Raw genomic sequence first — 16,988 nt, 5'->3', positions numbered from 1 at the left:
GGATTAATCAGTCCATATTAAGTCATATGTCATATTGTTAGTAAAAATTTAACAATTTATACCTCTTTACTATAACCTAAATTAAGCCCATTTCTTTAAAACAGGCAATGGCAGATGGAAGGGGGGCCTGCCAGAGCCAGTCTACCTTCAACCAGAAACCGGGGAGGATCTCTGAGTGATAAATGCCGTTCTGGTCAGGCCAGATGGTCCGGTAGCGTCCGTTTTCTCCCAACCGGAAGAACTCCGCCTGCTGACGGTCCGGATCGATGAGCCAGTACTCCCGCACACCGGAGGCCTCGTATTCTACGTATTTTTCTTCCCGGTCCCGAACCAGGCTTTCTGGAGAAGTTACCTCCACAATAAGATCGGGAGCGCCATCCATGTATGTTTCCTTTAAAAAGGGAAGCTTTTCGTTGCTGACGAAAAGAATATCCGGTTCCCGTCCCCGCCGTAAAGTTCCGGGGAGGCGCACCAGAAAGGGAGCGGTTAAGATTTCACCCAGATTTTTTAACAGGGCAAATTCCCGCAAGAGACTTGATAAAAGCATAGTTATTTTCTGGTGCTTACTTGCCGCCGGCGTCAAGATTATAACCTCCCCGTCCACCCATTCCGCCCGGGTGTCCTCATCGCACCAGGCCAGGAATTCCTCAAAGGTGATCCTGCCCGCCGGCAAAGGTTTAGTGGTCTGGTAATGAGAAGCCGCCTCGCGGACCTCAGACATTGCTTTTACCTCCCCTCCGGTGCAACCGGGGTTTTGAACCGGGTTTTTCAAGATTATACCCTGAGTTATCCCCACTTTCCAACTACCCTGTTTTGGCTCCCGCTCGCTCCGGTGCAGACGCCGGAACAGGCTCCCGGCCAGCCGGCTCCGCCGCCTGTTCCGGCAATGCAGGAGAAACAGGCGGCCGGCCTGAAAAGAAGGGGTTGGGACGGCCCAGTGCCCAGCGTCTGACCTCCTCCAGCTGCAGGCGCCCGGCGGGAGTCGGCCGGGAGTAGAGCAGCAGCGTCGTACTTGCCGTCACCGTACCATCGGGCAGTGCCGGGGACTGTCCACCCGCATTTTCAGGCTCATAACGGGTAATTTGAATATTGCGCAGCTCACTGAAGTTGGGGAGATTTTCCAGATAATCGATCACCAGCGTCACCTGGGGAAACAAACCTCTCAGCTCTATTTCCACAGGCAAAACCAGCACATATCCCCTGTCCACGATGGCCAGAGGCTTAAATTTCAACACCAGCACCCGGTTTTTTTCCGTCACACGGCTGAACTGAACGAGAAACTGGCCGTCCTGCATATCGGTGTTGAACCTGTTGTTCAGCTCCAGAAAACGCTTTCTGGCCTTTTCCAGGGCCTTTTTTTCCTCTTCCAGGGAACCGGCCCTGGCGGACAACCGGGAGATGAGGGCCCTGGCTTCGTTCAACTCGGTTTTTGTCTTCTGGTAAGCCTGGATTTGGGTCATTATTACGAAACGGTAACCGGCATAAATAAAGGCCAGCAGCAGTAAAAGAATGAGTATGGTTCTGGTCTTCTTATCCAGGCTGCGTGCCATCAACCCCCACCGCCCCCTTTTAGGCGGGCGGAAATACTAAAAGTGGTGACGCCCTTTGTCTCATCGTATTTAATTTCGTTCAGGTCAACCCGGGAGAAATAGGGTAGTTTTCCCAGGTGATAAATGAATACCCCCACGGCGGCCAGGGAGGTAGTGTTACCTTCCAGGGTTAAAGTATCGGGTGGCTGGGGAATGGCATTCCCCTCCTCGCGCCGGACCTGGCTGCCTGCCTGCCCCGGCTGCCCGGTTTCCCCGCCCTGGCCTGCCGGTACGGCTGCCGGTGCCCCGGGCTGAGCGGATACCTGCTGGAGTGCATCACCTACTGCCCGACCGGCCTGCTCCAGGCTGCTCTGCAGCAGGGAGGGAACGGAACCCGGTTTTTGAGCGGTGGCGGGTCCGGTCACCTTCTGGCCTGCTCCTGAAATATTTTCAGCCGCCTGCAATCGCAGGGCAGTCAGCCAGATTTCCCGGGGGACCACTTTATTGAGGTCCAGCAACATTCTGGACCAGGTGTGCCTTTGCTGGAGCAGGCGTTCCAGTTCACCGGACGCCGCCTCCAGCTCCTGGCGCTGTTTTTTGAGCTCCTCCAACCGGGCAACCGTTTCCTGGAGTTTGGGCACCTGCCGCTTGACGGCAGCCAGCTCAATACGCATGTGGTGAAAATTTATACCCCAAAAGACACAGGCAGTAACAAGCCCACCTGCTGTGAGGGTAGCCAGGGAAATTAACAGCAGGCGTTTCGGTTCCAGGACGGGCCCGGGTTGCAGTTCCGCAGGCAGGAGGTTAACCCGGTAATTCACTGCAACACCTCCCGCAAAGCCAGGCCCACTGCCACGGAAAAGCCCGGGTCCAGCACCCGGGGAGGATTCTTAACATCCCGGAAGGGCAGCCGGGGAAAACCGGCTGCCACCCTTATTCCCAGCTGGCCGGCCAGATAAGCAGGTAACCCCTTGATTTTGCTGAAGCCGCCGGTAACCACAAGGGTTTCCACCGGGTTGTCCCGCTCCTGCAGCTGGTAAAAGTCCAGGGAGCGGCGGATCTCCCGTACCAGCTCCCCCAAATGTTCGAACTGTGCTTCATCATAACCGGCATATTCACCGGACAAATCTTCCGCAGCGGCAGCGGCTTCCCCACCCGGTATTTCCTCACCCCCGGGGGGTGGTGCAGGTTCTACCGGTGCCGGCTCAAAAACGCCCGCGGGCAGCAACCTTCCTAATTCGACCGGCAAAGAACGCACATAAACCAGTTCCTGTCCTTTTAAAACGATAAACTGACCGGAAGAAAAACCCAGATCCAGCACTGCCCGTACCCCACCGTCATGAACCGGGTATCCAAAAGAGCCATGAAAGACCCGCCACAGGGCCAGGTGATGCAGGTCGATGGCCGTAATCTGCAGGCCGGCCCGGTCGAAGGCCTCGTAATAACGGTAGACAAGTTCTTTTCTCACGGCCACCAGGAGGACATGAAACAGCCCGCTTTCTCCATTCTGGCTTTCCCCAAGCACCACGGGCCGGATTACCAGTTCATCGACGGGCAGCGGCACCAGTTTCTCCGCCTCCCATACGACCGCCTGTTCCAGTTCCTTCAGGGGCATTGCCGGCAGGCGCAGTTGCCGGGTAATCACTCTTTGCCCCCCGATGGCGGTAATTACCTTTCTTCCTGCTCCGGGTGCAGATTTAAAGGCCGCCTTGAGAGCTGCGGCCAGTTCATCCACATTACCTTCCTCCCAGGCTTCCAGGCCAGGGACGGGATGGCGGTGCAGCAACCTGCAGACCACCCCACGGCGGCACCGGAAAAGAACAGCGATCTTTATTTCCTGTGCGTCAATCACCACGGCGGTGAAATTCTTTTTCTTCAGCATGGGCAACCTTCCATGTTCAGTAGTCCGCTTCACTTCTAGGGGGGTGTGGAGAAACACGCACCCTCCCGGCTACGGGAGCTACGATGACGTAATATCTTTTCCCGGTTAGCTTTTCCCGTAAGGCCACCCTGCCCCCGGTGCTGGGAACTCCTTTTAAATTGAAGCGTAGCTCGTAGTAGGGAGGTTTTGTCCATTCCTCGTCCAGGTCCAGGTACACGGGCAGGCGCCTGGCTTCCAGGACCGCAGTATTGCGCATCAAATAATAGGCCTCGCGGCTGAAATCAAACTTCACCAGGTAGGTGCCCGTGTCATCCATGGCCGTCAGGGCCTGCTGCTGCCAGCCGCGGATATCCGTGGCCATCTGGCGGGCGGTAATGTACAAGGCGTACTTGCTCAAATCGTTGAGTACGGCGGGCACCGCAATTAAAAGCAGGGTGGCACTGATGGCCGTGGAGACAAGAACCTCGAGCAAAGTAAAGCCCCCGGGCGAGGATATAATTTTGGGGAACGAAAACTGGCGAAACATGAATATACTTTCGTGGTTGAAGTAAAAAAGTCCTGCTTTTAAAGGAAACCCTGAAATGGAAATGTTACCAAACTTTCAGGACGTTACGGGCAGGTTCGGGAAATCAAAATACATCGTATTCCTCCCGCCAGGAAATTATTTTTACCGTGACCAGGCCTGACGGCAGCACGGAAACGGCATTCCGGATCAGGTCATTATCCTGGATCAGGCTCGCATTACCACCGACATCAAAAGATTGCGCAACCACCGTCCCCCTGATGGTACTGCTCCCGCCAGCTTCGAACCGCCCCGCATATATAACGGCGCTGACGTTTTCGTTCCCGTGTACGCTAACCGTACCGTTCACCATCAAAACCAGGACGTCCCGGCTTGCATTTGCCGGCTGCAAATTGCCGCTGATCTCCACGTTCCCTTTAACGGCAATAACCCATTTCCCGCTGTATGTACCTTCAAGCCAGAGTTCCTTTCCACCGGTGTCCAGGTAATAGGTCCCGGCAGTCTTACCGGTGAAGTCAAACTCGTATTTGTTTCCCTGTTCGGTCACGGCCAAACGGGGATAGCCCTGGTAGGCGGCCACATTTCCCGCCGGGTCCAGGCGGGCCGCCGGCTCAACCAGGGCAGCAATACTTTCCCGCGGGCCGTCCAGCCGGGGTACCTGGCCGTCATTTTGAATGATAAACGTGCCCGCCGGATATTGCGTGGCAGGGGTGTAGTAGGTCCCGCCGGGGGAGAAAATCACGGTACCTGAAGAATTATCGATGGCGCCGTCTACCTGGAGGTAGCCCGGTGTTTCAATGCGGCCGTGTCTATTGTAGAGGTTGCCTCCCACCAAAAGGCTGCCTCCGGACAAAATGTTGATGCTACCATTTTCATTATCCAGATTGCCCTTCACCACCACCAGCCTGGAATTGGTAAGGCTTATACTGGAGCCAGTTTCCAAATTGTCGTTAATCAACAAGTTGCCGCTAATAGATACGTTGCCGCTTAAGTTAGGGGAATTTCCGGCACAAAGGGCGTTCTGCAGGACGGGGGCAGCCGTGCGCTGCACCCGCACTTTGAGTGCCCTGCGGGCGTTGCCCGCCCGCCCCTCGGCCAGGATCTCTCTGGTGCCGGCGTCCACCGGGCTCACGGTAATTTTTGAGATCTGGCCGTTCCCCAGCACGATTGGCGTGGACGGCGGCCCGGCATCAAAATTCCCGGCCAGGCGGGCGACCATCATTTCCACACCGGCTTCGGCCAGGTAGAGGGCCCGGGTCATGGCCACCTGGCTGGCGGACATTCTCCTGTCCACCGTGGTCAGCTGGACCAGGGAGCCGGCAAAGACCAGGAGCAGGAGGGTGAGCAGGAGCACCGTGACCAGGGCCGCGCCTTTTTGTGCTCCAGCACGCATGTTTTTCCAGAAAGCAGGAAGCCTCCGGCATACCTGCCCGCTCTTGAATTTTCCCTTTTGCCCGCCGGTCAATGCAGGTCGCCCTCCCAAATCACTTCCATACAGAACATCTGTTCCGGGAAAATCAATTTTGTTCGCGCATCATCCGCACGGTCACGCGGGAAGTCAAAACAAAACCGTTGGTGCCGGTGAGCTTTATCTCCACCGTGGCCGGCAAGCCGGTAACTCCCTGGAATGATACCGCCTGAACCCGCCCGGCCACGGGATTATTCCCTTCCCAGATAATTTTATTGCTGCTGGTGGCCCGCTTAATCTCGCCGCCGTAAAGATAATACTTGATGTATTTTGTATTGTCCGGGCTCTTAAAAATGATGTATGATTGGGGATTTATTTCGTCCACCCCTGCACTGACCCTCAGTTCCCGGGTCAGCCGATCCATGGCCAGCCGCAGGTTCTGCTGCACGTCAACCTGCTCGTCGCCTTTTTTCCAGTTGAGCATGGTGCTGTCGACGACGAAATAGGCCGCCCCCAGGATTAAAGAAAGAAGGACGGCCGTCACCAGAACCTCAATCAGCGTCAGGCCCCGGCGGTCAAGCGCCAGTCCTGGCAGGGAGGTCCTTCGCCCGGAAGACGGTGTACCAGCCGCACCATATTTTGCGTACCCGGGTCTTTCAACGGTCGTCCTCATGTTATTATCACCGATTGTTCCGGTAACAACTTTTTCTTCCACCCATCCCACCAGGCTCCGCCCCGCTAAACCATTTATGTTTGCGCCGGCCGTTATCCTCTGCGTTTCAGCGTCACCAGTTCGAGCTGCCGCTCCTGCCCCTGATGCTGGTAATGGACGGTGACCCGCACCTGGACCAGCGGCCCGTCCGGCTGCTGGTAGGGCTCTACCGAATACGTGTAAGTATAACCGGACGCGCCGGGAAAATCCAGCGGGTCATCCTGCCTTTTGACGCCGGTAAGGTGGCTGGCCAGCAGCTCCTCCATCACGGCCTGGGCGGCGTTTACGGCCACCGTGTCCTCCCAGGCTGCTTTGGCCGCCATTTTGCCCGAAACCATCAGATTTACGGCAGTAGCCGCCACCAGCACCAAAATAGCGGCGGCCACCAGGACCTCGATCAGGGTAAAGGCGCGGTCATGTCTGGCCGTTCTGCTCAACATCATGGTTGTGTTCTGAACTATGTACATTCGCCATCGTTCCAATAACCGGCCCTCCCTTTGCGGCAGACACTCTCCACAACATTAATCAACACCAGCAGGCCAACAATCTCGGGCGTGAAACGAATTCATTATCAATAGCCATTCGCCACCAGACACATCGACCAGTTCCATTCAAAGCGGATTGTACGCCCGCTCCCCGGCAACCAAACCGGTAGCGCGCCGGCGCTACAACCCCTCCATCCAGATGATCACAGAGATGTAGTACGTGCCGTTTTCTTCCCCCACATAGGAGTAACCGACACTCTCCCGGATGCGCCGGTCCACGGCATCGCGGATGCCCTGTTCGGGAAAACCGCCGATGGTGACCACGGCGCATTTGGTGTTATTAACTGCAATGGGATTGCCCGCGGCGTCATAGACAGTACCCGTAATCCTGCTCTTCCAGTAGCGGTAATGACCGCCCCAGGGCGTTACGCCGGGCGGCTTCTCAAGGTACGGCCCGTTCCAGCCGCTGCTGCCGTCGGTCTCCGTGAAGTACCGGAAGCCGTAGTTGTCGCCGGAGCCGGGGTCGTAGAACTCCTGCCCTGCCTTCGGCCAGTCACCGGTATCGGCGTAATAGGCGTAACCGGCCGCCTTTATGGCCCGCACGTCGGCGACGACCCGGGACACTTTCCCCTTTTCCACTGCCCTGAAGGCGCTGGGGGTAATGATGGCCGCCAGCACCCCGATGATGGCGATGACTACCAAAAGCTCCACCAGGGTGAAGCCGCGGCTGTCCCGGCGCAAGTTTGATAAACTATTTACCACCGCTTCACCTGCTTCCAAAAGAATATTGGCACCACATAACTGCTACTTCACCGCCAATAAAACACATACAGCGAGTTTCGTCCAGGGGGGGGCCGCGTGATTCCAGCGCCAAGACGCACTGGCGGTAGTTAAAACATTGTATTACCTTTTAACACTCAATGTACCTCTGCCATGAAGGCGTTGGAAAAATTGTTACGGCCAGGAACCGACAATGACGATGACCACCTGAAAGCTCCTTTTCATTGCGTGGCCACCACCACCTGAAGAAAGCCTTGGCCAGTCCCACTATCCGGGTAACCAAAGTTACCACCATTCTGGTAAAACACATAGCCCCTGGATAGATCACCATCATCCAGGATCCTATCAATCGCCTCCAGCGATGCACGGGGAATGCGGCCGTAATCCTCCAGCGTTACGATTCCCGCCTTGCTTACCGTTGTGCCTGCTCCCGGCACAGGATAATCCCGCCAGTAATTCCAGGTGTAGACGTCACCCCAGGGATGCTGTGACGGCCACCTTTCAAGATACGGTCCGTTCCAGGCATCCAGGTTTCCTCCATAACCAACATTGGGGTTATCCGTTTGCCACGAGCTGTCAGGCTTGCGAACGAATCCGGGATCGCTTCCATTCTGCAAAGGCTCACCGGGAGGATGCCCTTTAGACCCGGGAAAATCCCCCACATCGGCATAGTAGGCCATTGCCGCGCTTCCGATCGCTCGAAGATCCGAAACCGCCCTGGAAACCTTGCCCTTCTCTATAGCCCTGAACGCATTAGGGGTAATGATGGCCGCCAGCACCCCGATGATGGCGATGACTACCAGAAGCTCCACCAGGGTGAAGCCGCGCTGGTTGTTCAGTTTTTTCCTTAGATTATGAAACATTTTAAATGCACCCTGCATTTTCTGTTCGTTTAAGCTGGGTGACCCCTGCAAAAATGCCAGCAAAGGTACAATTCAAGCAGGTCGAAGTCAGGACGGCGGTAAGTTAAGCAACCCGCTGCTGTCCTGGCCTTATCGTTGTTGTTCCACCGCTTAGTAAATCCAGTTGGTAATCTTTAAGGTTACTTTGTGCAAACTGGGATTAACATCATCTTGCCCCTTATAATAAACTTCAAAGGGACTCAGTTCCGCCAGCTTGTCGGCGCTGGCCCCGGGGATTTCATGAATAGTTACGAAAATTCCCTGTCCGGGCCAGCACTCATAGTCGTACCTGCCTCCCCAGGCGGTCTTCTTGGTTAGGGGGAAATCCAGGTAAGGTCCCTGCCAGCGGGAATTAAGTCTATCTCGATATTCCTGCTCCGTCAAGCCCATAGCCGCGATTGTATCAGCCCTATAAGTAACAGTGTTCGGGTTTACTCCCAGGCCGGGATCCTGGTGCCAGGGGTCCGGGTCAGCCGGGAAGAAACCCACATCGGCATAAAAGGCCAGCACCGCCGACTTTAAGGCGGTCATATCCTGAATTGTTCTGGAAATTTTGGACTTCTCCACTGCTCTAAAAGCATTGGGGGCGATGATGGCGGCTAAAATGCCGATGATGGCGATGACCACCAGAAGCTCCACCAGGGTGAAGCCGCGCTGGTTGCGGCGCAGGCTCTTCAAATCAAACATCAATGGCTCACATCCTCTCCCGGAAAAAGAGGATCCGGTTTACTACCTCATCCCCGCCGAAACGGGGCACACAGTGATTTCCGGTCAGGAACGTGTCCTGCCGGTGCCCTCCGGCGCCGGCAGGACACGTGTAAAACGGACCTCGCGACATAGCTTCTTATTCATCTTTGGAAATCAGGATATAAACTGTATTCCCTTCACTAGGAACGTATACCACATCAGCACCAAGGTCACTTTTCAACTTAGCTGCCGCATCTTTGGGCGATGAACCTACACCTGGAACCTTGTCTAACTCAAGCCACCTAAAGTTTGTACCTGTTCCCCAAGTATGGTTATTTGGAATCTGCGTACCACTTGTAGCACTATTTTTATACGTATACGTCCCGCCCCACGGGTTCTTGCTCGGCCACCGTTCAAGGTAGGGGCCATTCCAGCCAAAATTAGAAGGTGGATTTTCCCATTCACTGGCATTCACTAAGCCCGGATCCTCACCCGCACTGTCCGAAGAAGGTGCCCAAAGTCCCGTATCCGTATACGCATTCAGCGCCGCCGCTTTAATTGCCTTGTAATCCGCCTCTGCCGCCGCCACCTTACCCTTTTCAATGGCCTTGAAGGCGTTGGGGGCGATGATGGCGGCCAGGATGCCGATGATGGCGATGACCACCAGAAGCTCCACCAGGGTGAAGCCGCGGTTGTTCCTGAGTTTTTTGCGCATAGTTTTTTCCTCCCCCAAAAGTAGTGTCTTAATAAAACAAGAAACAAGGGTTGTCAATTAAATAATTGACCTGGAAAAGGTGCCTAAACGGCCGGTTAGAGTATGTAAGAACACCTTTGAAACCACCGCCCTACTTCCCCAGCCCCTGCATCATGCTGGTGAACATGGGCAGGAGCACCGAAAGGACGATGAACCCCACTATGCCGCCCAGGAAGACAATCAGCACCGGCTCCAGCACGCTGGAGAGGCGGCCCACGGTGATGTTCACTTCCTGGTCGTAAAAGGCGCCGATGCGGACCAGCAGCGCGTCCAGGCTGCCGGTTTCTTCCCCCACGGCAATCATGCGGATGACCAGCGGGGGGAAGATGCCGCTTTCTTCCAGGGGGCCGGCCAGGCCCTGCCCCTCCCGCACGCTCTCCTGCGCCCTGGCCACGCCGGCCGCCACCACCTGGTTGCCGGCGGTTTTCTTCACCACTTCCAGGGCCTGGATGATGGGCACCCCGCCTTTGAGCATGGCGGCCAGGGTTCGGGCAAAGCGGGCAATGATGATTTTTTTCAGCACCGGCCCGAATACGGGCATTTTCAGGACCAGGCGGTCCCACATCTCCCGGCCCCGGGGTGAGGCCCGCAGGCGCTGGAAGCCGAAAGCCGCCGCCAGTGGAAACAGCGGGAGGATGTACCAGTAGCGCCCCACCAGGCGGCTGGCTCCCATCACCACCCGGGTGGGCAGGGGCAGGGGCACACCCAGGTTCTGGATGGTGTTGATGATGGGGGGCAGGACGAAGGTGAGCACGAAGGTAAGGATGACCACGGCAAAGCCCAGGACCATGGTGGGGTAGGTGAGGGCCGACTTCACCTTTTCCCTCACCTCGTGTTCCCTCTCAAAATGGCCGGCCAGGCTCTCCAGCACCTCGTCCAGCACGCCGCCCACTTCCCCGGCCTCCACCATGCTGATGAAGATCTCGGGGAAGACCGAGGGGTAGGCGCCGAAGGATTCGGCCAGGGAGTGTCCCTGCTCCAGGCGGGCGGTCACCCCGCGCACCACCTCTTTGAGCACCCGGCCCTCCACCTGCAGCTCCAGGATGCGCATGGCCCCCACCAGGGGTACGCCGGCGCTGACCAGGGTGGAAAGCTGGCGGCAGAAGAGGGCCAGCTCCCTCAGCCTGACCCCACGCCGGAATGAAGGCAGCCGCATAGTCAGGTTGACGCCCCCCCGCACGGCCCGGATCTGCACGGGGATGAGCCGCTGGCCCTGCAGTATCCTGGCCGCCTCCCTTGGTCCGCTGGCTTCCAGCCGGCCGGAAACCACCTTGCCGGTTAAGTCCCGGGCCCGATAGGCATAGACGGGCAAAGCTCCCCTCACCACCTCCCGGAAATAAAAATCCAGGCGACGCGCCTGGAAGTACGTGCCGGAAAGTTCGGCAGCCCGGCTGCCATGGCGGCCTTGCATGCCGCTTTAGGCCCGCGGCTTTGCGCCCCTGCCTTTCGGCAGGTTTGCCTTTTTTCGCTTTGCCGCACTCTTCCTGAAAACTATCTTAAACGGGAGCCGCCCTGCCAGTCAATAACCAGCTGGTTGTTTTAAATCATTTTTAACAAATTTTCGGCATCAGCCGCCCGGGCCAGGGCCTCTTCCCTGCCGATCACCCCTGTACGGACGAGGTTTCTTAAAGCCATATCCAGGGTCTGCATGCCGTACCTGGCCCCGGTCTGCAGGTGGGAGATAATCTGGTGGGTCTTCCCCTCCCGGATGAGGTTGCGGATGGCCGGCGTAGCCACCAGGATTTCCAGCGCCGCCACCCTGCCGGGACGGTCCCTGCGGGGCAGCAACTGCTGGGCAATCACTCCTTCCAGGGCGCCGGCCAGCTGCAGCCGGACCTGCTGCTGCTGGTGGGGCGGGAAAACGTCGATGATGCGGTCAATGGTCTGGGCTGCGCTGGTGGTGTGCAGGGTGGCCAGCACCAGGTGACCGGTTTCGGCGGCGGTGATGGCCGTGGCGATGGTCTCCAGGTCCCGCATCTCCCCCACCAGGATGACGTCGGGGTCTTCCCGCAGGGCCGCGCGCAGGGCGGCGGCAAAAGAAAGGGAGTCCCGGCCGATTTCCCGCTGGTTGACCAGGCTCTTCTTGTGCCGGTGGACGTACTCGATGGGGTCTTCCAGGGTGATGATGTGCAGGCGGCTCTCGCTGTTGATGAAGTCGATCATGGCCGCCAGGGTGGTGGACTTGCCGCTGCCCGTGGGCCCGGTAACCAGCACCAGGCCCCGGGGCCGCCTGGCCAGGTGGGCCACCACCTCGGGCAGGCCCAGTTCATCGAAGGTGGGGATGCGCTCCGGGATGAGGCGGATGGCCAGGGCCACCGTGCCGCGCTGCTTGAAGGCGTTCACGCGGAAGCGGCCCACTCCCGGGATGGCGTAAGACAGGTCGCTCTCGCCCACCTGCATGAACTGCTGGAACCGGTCCCCGGGGATCAGCTGGCGGGCCAGGGCCTCGGTATCCCCGGCGGTGAGGACGGGCAGATCATCCACCCCCGGCACGGCCCGGGCGCCCAGCTCGTCGGCCGCAAAAAGCTTCCCGTGAACCCGGAAGACGGGCGGACGGCCGACAGTAAGGTGGACGTCGGAAGCTTTCAGCTCGAAGGCCAGCTTTAAAAGTTCATCGGCATGCATTCCGCCGCAGCACCTTCCTTTTCCGTCACCACTCATTATAGGCCACGCGCATCACTTCCGCTATGGAGGTGATCCCCTGCCGGGCCTTGTCTATTCCATCTTCTTTCAGGGTGACCATTCCCTCGGCCACCGCCTTTTCTTTGATCACATCGGCAGAAGCTTTTTTATTTACCAGCTCCCTGATGGCCCGGGTCACAGGCAGCACCTCCTGGATGCTCGTCCGCCCCTGGTAACCGGTGTGGTTGCAGTGGTGGCAGCCGGCGGCCCGGTAAAGGGTCACCGGCTCACCGGGCGGCAGGCCCATGAAAATCCTCTCCGGCGCATCTTCCGGGAGCTGGTAGGGCTCCCGGCAGCGGGGACAGAGCAGGCGCACCAGGCGCTGGGAAACCACGCCCACCACCGAGGAGGCCACCAGGAAGGGCTCCACCCCCATATCGATGAGGCGGGTCAGGGCACCCGCGGCGTCGTTGGTGTGCAGACTGCTGAGCACCAGGTGGCCGGTGGTAGCCGCCCTCACCGCGATCTGGGCCGTCTCCCCGTCCCTTATTTCCCCCACCATGATGATGTCCGGGTCCTGGCGGAGGATGGAGCGCAGGCCGGCGGCAAAGGTAAGCCCGGCTTTCACGTTGATCTGGGTCTGGTTGATCCCCCGCAGGAGGTACTCCACCGGGTCCTCTATGGTCACAATATTGCGCTCCGGGGAATTCAACTGGGCCAGTACCGCGTACAGGGTGGTGGTCTTGCCGCTGCCGGTGGGCCCGGTGACCAGGATCATGCCGGAAGTGCGATGGATTACCTCTGTAAAACGCTCCAGGTTGTAGCGGTGGAATCCCAGCCGGTCAATGGGCAGGATCCGCCCGCTCTTAAGCAGCAAACGCAGGACCACCTTTTCCCCGTGGACCGTAGGCAGGGTGGATACCCTCACATCTATTTCCTGTTCTCCGTACTTAACCTGAAACCGGCCGTCCTGGGGGAGGCGCTTTTCGGCAATGTCCAGGCCGGCCAGGATTTTGATCCTGGTAGTAAGGTTGGAGCGGATATGCCGGGGCAGAGTAAGGGCTTCCCTCAATAACCCATCCACCCGGTAACGCACCAGCACCCGGTCCTCCTGTGGTTCAATATGAATGTCGCTGGCCTTTTCCGCCACCGCCTGGGCAATGATGGTGTTGACCAGGCGCACCACCGGTGCTTCCTCCGGGGGCACCTCATCCCCCGCCGCCAGGGTGAGGGTCTGGATTTCCCGCTCCTCCGGGGCGGCCGGCTGGCCGAAGGCCTGCTCCACAAAGGTAAGGCCGAATACCTTCTGGAGGACGGCGTCGATTTCCTCTTCCCGGGCCAGCACCGGTTCCACTTCCAGCCCGCTGGCCAGGCGGATGTCGTCCAGGGCAACCAGGTTCAGGGGGTCGGACATGGCCACGATCAGCCGCCGTCCCTCTTTTTTCACGGGCACCACCTTATGCCGGCGCAGGACGGCCTCGGGGAGAGATTTGATCAGCACGGGGTCGACTTTGTCCATCAGGGTAATCTGGGGAATGCCCAGCTGCATTTCCAGGGTATTCAGGATGTCCTGCTCCGTGACCAGGCCCAGGTTGATGAGAACCCGGCCCAGGCGCTCCCCGGTCTGCTTTTGCACCTCGAGCGCCTGGTTCAACTGCTCCCGGGTAATCAACCCGGTTTGCAGAAGGAGGTCCCCCAGGCGCTTTCTGGTGTAAACGGCGGCCATTTTCAACCACCCCACAGGTTCAGATACCAGGAAATAAGCTTATCCCCTGTCAACGCGGCCAGCATGGCCCCTGATGAAAGAAACGGGCCGAAGGGGATGGCCGTTTTAAGGGTTCTCCCCGTCCTGAGCGCCCATAAAACCCCCACAACCGCACCCAGCAAAAACGCCAGGAACAGGGCCACCAGGGTCTCCTGCCAGCCCAGGTACCATCCGATGGCAAAGGCCAGCTTCACGTCCCCACCGCCCATGCCGCCCCGCGAAAACAGGGCCACGATCAACAATATTCCGCCCCCCAGCACAGAGCCTATGAGGCCGTCTTTGAGAGCCTCCGCACCCTGGAGGGCGGCCAGAGGTATGCCGGCGGCCAGGGCAAACAGGGTGAGCCGGTCGGGGATGATGCGGTGGTCGAGGTCAATGAAGCTGGCCGCCACGAGGACGGAAAACAGGACCAGCAGGCCGGCAGTATGAACGTGCAGGCCGTGTTCCCGGGCAATCAGCAGGAAACCGGCCCCGGTCAAAAGCTCCACCAGGGGGTAGCGGGGGGAAATCGCCACGCTGCAACGACGGCACCGGCCCCGCAGGAAAAAATAGCTCACCACGGGAATTAAATCCAGAGGTCCCAGGCGTGCGCCGCAGGCCGGGCAGTGGGAGGGAGGCGCCAGCAGGGACATCCCCCGGGGCAGGCGGTAAATGCATACGTTTAAAAAGCTGCCGATACAAAGGCCGAGGAGGAAAGAAAAGAACCAGAACCAGGCCAGCGGCAAGTGACAATCTCTCCCTCAAAAATAGTCGTCGGTCGTCAGTCGTCGGGATAGTCGGAATCCGCTTTAGGCGAATTCCAGATTGAACTTGCTTGATCGATTTTCATGATTAACAGAAAGAACGAACGTTCCCATAGGGAACTCCTTAAAATTTTAAGGGGCGTCTACAAAAATTTCTTCCAATTCTATAGAAAAGCCCCCTAAAACACCAGATTCAACCCTTCCCGTTTCCTCAGCCCTGGCAACTTGAATGAACTTACCTTCCTTTCCGGTGTAAAGCTCAATGCTTTTCTCTATGGGATCTACTATCCAGTACTCTTTCACGCCACAGCGAGCATAAATCTTAAACTTTTCCCGCAGATCGTAGTAAGCTGTGGAGGGAGACAAAATCTCCACCACGAGATCAGGCGCACCATTAATCTTTTCTGCTTCAATGATAGCAAACCTATCTCTGGAAACGAAAGCAATATCTGGTTGATATACTGCCGTTTCCTGCAGGTAAACGTCCACGGGGGCAAAGTAAACCGCCCCCACTCCTTTTTCATCAACAAAATTAGCCATTTTTACACCCAGGCGCCGCAAAATGGCCTGGTGACGGGTGGATGGCGAAGGGGTCATTACCAGCTTCCCTCCAATGAGCTGATAAGGGGCTCCCTCGGGGAGAGCAGCATAGTCGGCACAGGTGTAGACTTCTTTGGGAGGAATTTGAACCCGGGAAAAGGCCGCGCTCATTCACCAGCACCTCTCTGATAACCCTGCTCTGGTTAATTATAGCGTGAACCTCCCCCGGGACAAGCCCGGGGGCTTCGTCCCGGAGGTTTCTCATGTCATCGGAATGCTGCCTGCTAAAGCGCAGGTCTTACGCTTCCCTCGTGAGCTACATCCCGGCATTTGCCGGGAAGGCCCGGTCCATAGGCGTCTACTACTCATCGTAGATACGTCAGGCCGCTCTTTTCGGCGCCAATACCTGCGGCCGCAGGTATTCCACTTTCCCGGGCAGCCTGCGGCCCCTGGTGAAACTCCCGTACAGAGCTTTGTCAAGGATGCCGCTGGCTCCCAGCACGTCCCGGTGAATCCCGGTAAACCCGCAGGAAGCATTGCCGCACCGGTATACGCGCCCGGTCTGTCTGGTGTACTCCCCGCATACCGGGCAGGTGCCGGAGGTGCCACGCTCATCCACCTGTATTAGTTCAATACCGTGACGCTTGAGCTTGTATGCCAGCAAATCGCGCAGCTTGCCGAAGGCCCACTGGCCCATGCGCTGGTTGTGGTGTCTGCCGCAGTCCCTTTCGCGCACTCCTTCCGGGTTGCCGATGTAAACCGTTTTAACGCTCCTTTCCAGGCACCAGCGGACGGCGTTGGCGGATATGGCGTGCAGGATATGTTCTATCCGCCGCTCGATCCAGTTGAGGAAACGGCACTTTTTAGCCAGAAGTTTCCTGCGCTTCCTGGAACCTTCCTTCGTTTTGGAGATGGCCCGTTGCAACTGCCGCAGCACCTTGTTTCTCAAGCGGTTGAGCGACCGGAGCAGCCTGCCGCTGATCACTAAAGCATCATCGCCGTCGGTGATGGTCAGGGCATGCACTTCGCCCGGGTCGATGGCCGCACAAACGTTGCCCTGGACTTTCAACAGGGCCGGTTTCTCCACCGTTACGTGCAGCCAGTACTGGTTCCGGTGCCAGACCAGTTGCGCTTGCAGGATTGCGATGCTGGCAAGCCTTTTCGGGAGTTTTACCATCAGCGGTTCTCTGCCCCAACCGTTGGAAAGTTTCAATATACGCCCTTTATGGGTAATGGCGGCTTTTTTCCAGGTAACGGTGAAAAACCTTTTCCGGCGGTAAGGGTACTTCCATTCAGTGTAACCCTGCAGGTGCAGTTCCCTGGTGCGCTCGCAGCACTCGAAGTAGGTTTCCACCACGGCCTGCACCGATTGGGAGTGGAGGCCGTATTTGCCTTTGAGCAGCGCTTTAACTGCACCTTCGCTCAGCCAGTAACCATACCTGCCGTATATGGTGCGGTGGATGTAGCAGGCGGCGTTCCAGACTCTGGCTGCTTCCATTTGCAGGTTGCGGGCTAAAGCAGTTTGCTCCGGGTTAAAATGCAGGGGAAACTTTTCCACCAGGATGTCTGCGGCTTGCTCCAGGGAATGAGCTTTCGGTTTCTTGACCGCATTGTTTTTGCACCGGCTCACCTGGTTTCACCTCCTTCCGGAATGTT

The 16,988-nt window shown here is 57.8% G+C and carries 18 protein-coding genes and 1 riboswitch; all 18 genes read right to left on the bottom strand.

Annotated elements, in window-relative coordinates; genetic code table 11:
• Window positions 1-76 precede the first annotated feature (76 nt).
• Window positions 77-721, bottom strand: coding sequence for a Uma2 family endonuclease (locus G7K71_RS12645; protein WP_166346911.1), 645 nt, complete (start codon window positions 719-721; stop codon window positions 77-79).
• A gap of 82 nt (window positions 722-803) precedes the next feature.
• Entirely contained in the window at window positions 804-1,550 is a 747-nt protein-coding gene (locus tag G7K71_RS12640; RefSeq protein ID WP_243174998.1) for a type 4a pilus biogenesis protein PilO, read from the bottom strand.
• Complete coding sequence (locus tag G7K71_RS20080) at window positions 1,550-2,350, bottom strand: PilN domain-containing protein (protein WP_166346905.1); 801 nt, start codon at window positions 2,348-2,350, stop codon at window positions 1,550-1,552. Before G7K71_RS20080 ends, G7K71_RS12640 begins: the two co-directional genes overlap by 1 nt.
• Window positions 2,347-3,411 (bottom strand): type IV pilus biogenesis protein PilM, encoded by a 1,065-nt coding sequence (pilM, locus tag G7K71_RS12630; protein WP_166346902.1) that lies wholly within the window; start codon window positions 3,409-3,411, stop codon window positions 2,347-2,349. The genes G7K71_RS20080 and pilM overlap by 4 nt, the downstream gene beginning before the upstream one ends.
• 16 nt (window positions 3,412-3,427) lie before the next feature.
• Window positions 3,428-3,937, bottom strand: a complete 510-nt coding sequence (locus G7K71_RS12625) for a prepilin-type N-terminal cleavage/methylation domain-containing protein (RefSeq protein ID WP_279286345.1) — start codon at window positions 3,935-3,937, stop codon at window positions 3,428-3,430.
• Between the two features lie 103 nt (window positions 3,938-4,040).
• Window positions 4,041-5,399 (bottom strand): DUF342 domain-containing protein, encoded by a 1,359-nt coding sequence (locus G7K71_RS12620; RefSeq protein WP_166346896.1) that lies wholly within the window; start codon window positions 5,397-5,399, stop codon window positions 4,041-4,043.
• Between the two features lie 52 nt (window positions 5,400-5,451).
• The gene (locus G7K71_RS12615; protein ID WP_166346893.1) at window positions 5,452-6,066 is read right to left on the bottom strand and encodes a prepilin-type N-terminal cleavage/methylation domain-containing protein; all 615 of its coding nucleotides are present in this window, start codon (window positions 6,064-6,066) and stop codon (window positions 5,452-5,454) included.
• A gap of 41 nt (window positions 6,067-6,107) precedes the next feature.
• On the bottom strand, window positions 6,108-6,536 hold the full coding sequence (locus G7K71_RS12610; RefSeq protein WP_166346890.1) for a prepilin-type N-terminal cleavage/methylation domain-containing protein: 429 nt from the start codon (window positions 6,534-6,536) through the stop codon (window positions 6,108-6,110).
• Window positions 6,537-6,719: 183 nt separating this feature from the next.
• A complete protein-coding gene (locus tag G7K71_RS12605) occupies window positions 6,720-7,301 on the bottom strand; it encodes a prepilin-type N-terminal cleavage/methylation domain-containing protein (protein WP_166346887.1) in 582 nt (193 codons plus the stop codon).
• 239 nt (window positions 7,302-7,540) lie between these two features.
• Window positions 7,541-8,182 (bottom strand): prepilin-type N-terminal cleavage/methylation domain-containing protein, encoded by a 642-nt coding sequence (locus G7K71_RS12600; protein WP_166346884.1) that lies wholly within the window; start codon window positions 8,180-8,182, stop codon window positions 7,541-7,543.
• 150 nt (window positions 8,183-8,332) lie between these two features.
• The gene (locus G7K71_RS12595) at window positions 8,333-8,908 is read right to left on the bottom strand and encodes a prepilin-type N-terminal cleavage/methylation domain-containing protein (protein WP_166346881.1); all 576 of its coding nucleotides are present in this window, start codon (window positions 8,906-8,908) and stop codon (window positions 8,333-8,335) included.
• A 157-nt stretch (window positions 8,909-9,065) separates the two neighbouring features.
• Entirely contained in the window at window positions 9,066-9,623 is a 558-nt protein-coding gene (locus tag G7K71_RS12590; RefSeq protein ID WP_166346878.1) for a prepilin-type N-terminal cleavage/methylation domain-containing protein, read from the bottom strand.
• A 130-nt stretch (window positions 9,624-9,753) separates the two neighbouring features.
• Window positions 9,754-11,073, bottom strand: coding sequence for a type II secretion system F family protein (locus G7K71_RS12585; RefSeq protein WP_243174895.1), 1,320 nt, complete (start codon window positions 11,071-11,073; stop codon window positions 9,754-9,756).
• Window positions 11,041-11,132, bottom strand: a riboswitch (cyclic di-GMP riboswitch). (Overlaps the previous gene by 33 nt.)
• A gap of 69 nt (window positions 11,133-11,201) precedes the next feature.
• Window positions 11,202-12,287, bottom strand: a complete 1,086-nt coding sequence (locus G7K71_RS12580) for a type IV pilus twitching motility protein PilT (RefSeq protein WP_166346875.1) — start codon at window positions 12,285-12,287, stop codon at window positions 11,202-11,204.
• A gap of 25 nt (window positions 12,288-12,312) precedes the next feature.
• Complete coding sequence (locus G7K71_RS12575) at window positions 12,313-14,010, bottom strand: GspE/PulE family protein (protein ID WP_166346872.1); 1,698 nt, start codon at window positions 14,008-14,010, stop codon at window positions 12,313-12,315.
• A gap of 2 nt (window positions 14,011-14,012) precedes the next feature.
• A complete protein-coding gene (locus G7K71_RS12570; RefSeq protein WP_166346869.1) occupies window positions 14,013-14,774 on the bottom strand; it encodes an A24 family peptidase in 762 nt (253 codons plus the stop codon).
• Between the two features lie 150 nt (window positions 14,775-14,924).
• Window positions 14,925-15,503 (bottom strand): Uma2 family endonuclease, encoded by a 579-nt coding sequence (locus tag G7K71_RS12565; RefSeq protein ID WP_166346866.1) that lies wholly within the window; start codon window positions 15,501-15,503, stop codon window positions 14,925-14,927.
• Window positions 15,504-15,711: 208 nt separating this feature from the next.
• Window positions 15,712-16,962, bottom strand: coding sequence for an RNA-guided endonuclease TnpB family protein (locus G7K71_RS12560; RefSeq protein WP_166346863.1), 1,251 nt, complete (start codon window positions 16,960-16,962; stop codon window positions 15,712-15,714).
• Window positions 16,963-16,988: the final 26 nt, after the last annotated feature.

Origin of the sequence: Desulfofundulus sp. TPOSR, from assembly GCF_011393055.1 — a bacterium.
Taxonomy (GTDB): domain Bacteria; phylum Bacillota; class Desulfotomaculia; order Desulfotomaculales; family Desulfovirgulaceae; genus Desulfofundulus; species Desulfofundulus kuznetsovii.
This window is presented reverse-complemented; position numbering and strand designations above follow the sequence as displayed.

Coding starts and splice junctions, on each gene's coding strand:
- G7K71_RS12600 (WP_166346884.1), bottom strand. CDS start 8,182: ATGTTTCATAATCTAAGGAAAAAACTGAACAACCAGCGCGGCTTCACC.
- G7K71_RS12590 (WP_166346878.1), bottom strand. CDS start 9,623: ATGCGCAAAAAACTCAGGAACAACCGCGGCTTCACCCTGGTGGAGCTT.
- G7K71_RS12595 (WP_166346881.1), bottom strand. CDS start 8,908: ATGTTTGATTTGAAGAGCCTGCGCCGCAACCAGCGCGGCTTCACCCTG.
- G7K71_RS12645 (WP_166346911.1), bottom strand. CDS start 721: ATGTCTGAGGTCCGCGAGGCGGCTTCTCATTACCAGACCACTAAACCT.
- G7K71_RS12625 (WP_279286345.1), bottom strand. CDS start 3,937: ATGTTTCGCCAGTTTTCGTTCCCCAAAATTATATCCTCGCCCGGGGGC.
- G7K71_RS12565 (WP_166346866.1), bottom strand. CDS start 15,503: ATGAGCGCGGCCTTTTCCCGGGTTCAAATTCCTCCCAAAGAAGTCTAC.
- G7K71_RS12580 (WP_166346875.1), bottom strand. CDS start 12,287: ATGCATGCCGATGAACTTTTAAAGCTGGCCTTCGAGCTGAAAGCTTCC.
- G7K71_RS12585 (WP_243174895.1), bottom strand. CDS start 11,073: ATGCAAGGCCGCCATGGCAGCCGGGCTGCCGAACTTTCCGGCACGTAC.
- G7K71_RS12640 (WP_243174998.1), bottom strand. CDS start 1,550: ATGGCACGCAGCCTGGATAAGAAGACCAGAACCATACTCATTCTTTTA.
- pilM (WP_166346902.1), bottom strand. CDS start 3,411: ATGCTGAAGAAAAAGAATTTCACCGCCGTGGTGATTGACGCACAGGAA.
- G7K71_RS12575 (WP_166346872.1), bottom strand. CDS start 14,010: ATGGCCGCCGTTTACACCAGAAAGCGCCTGGGGGACCTCCTTCTGCAA.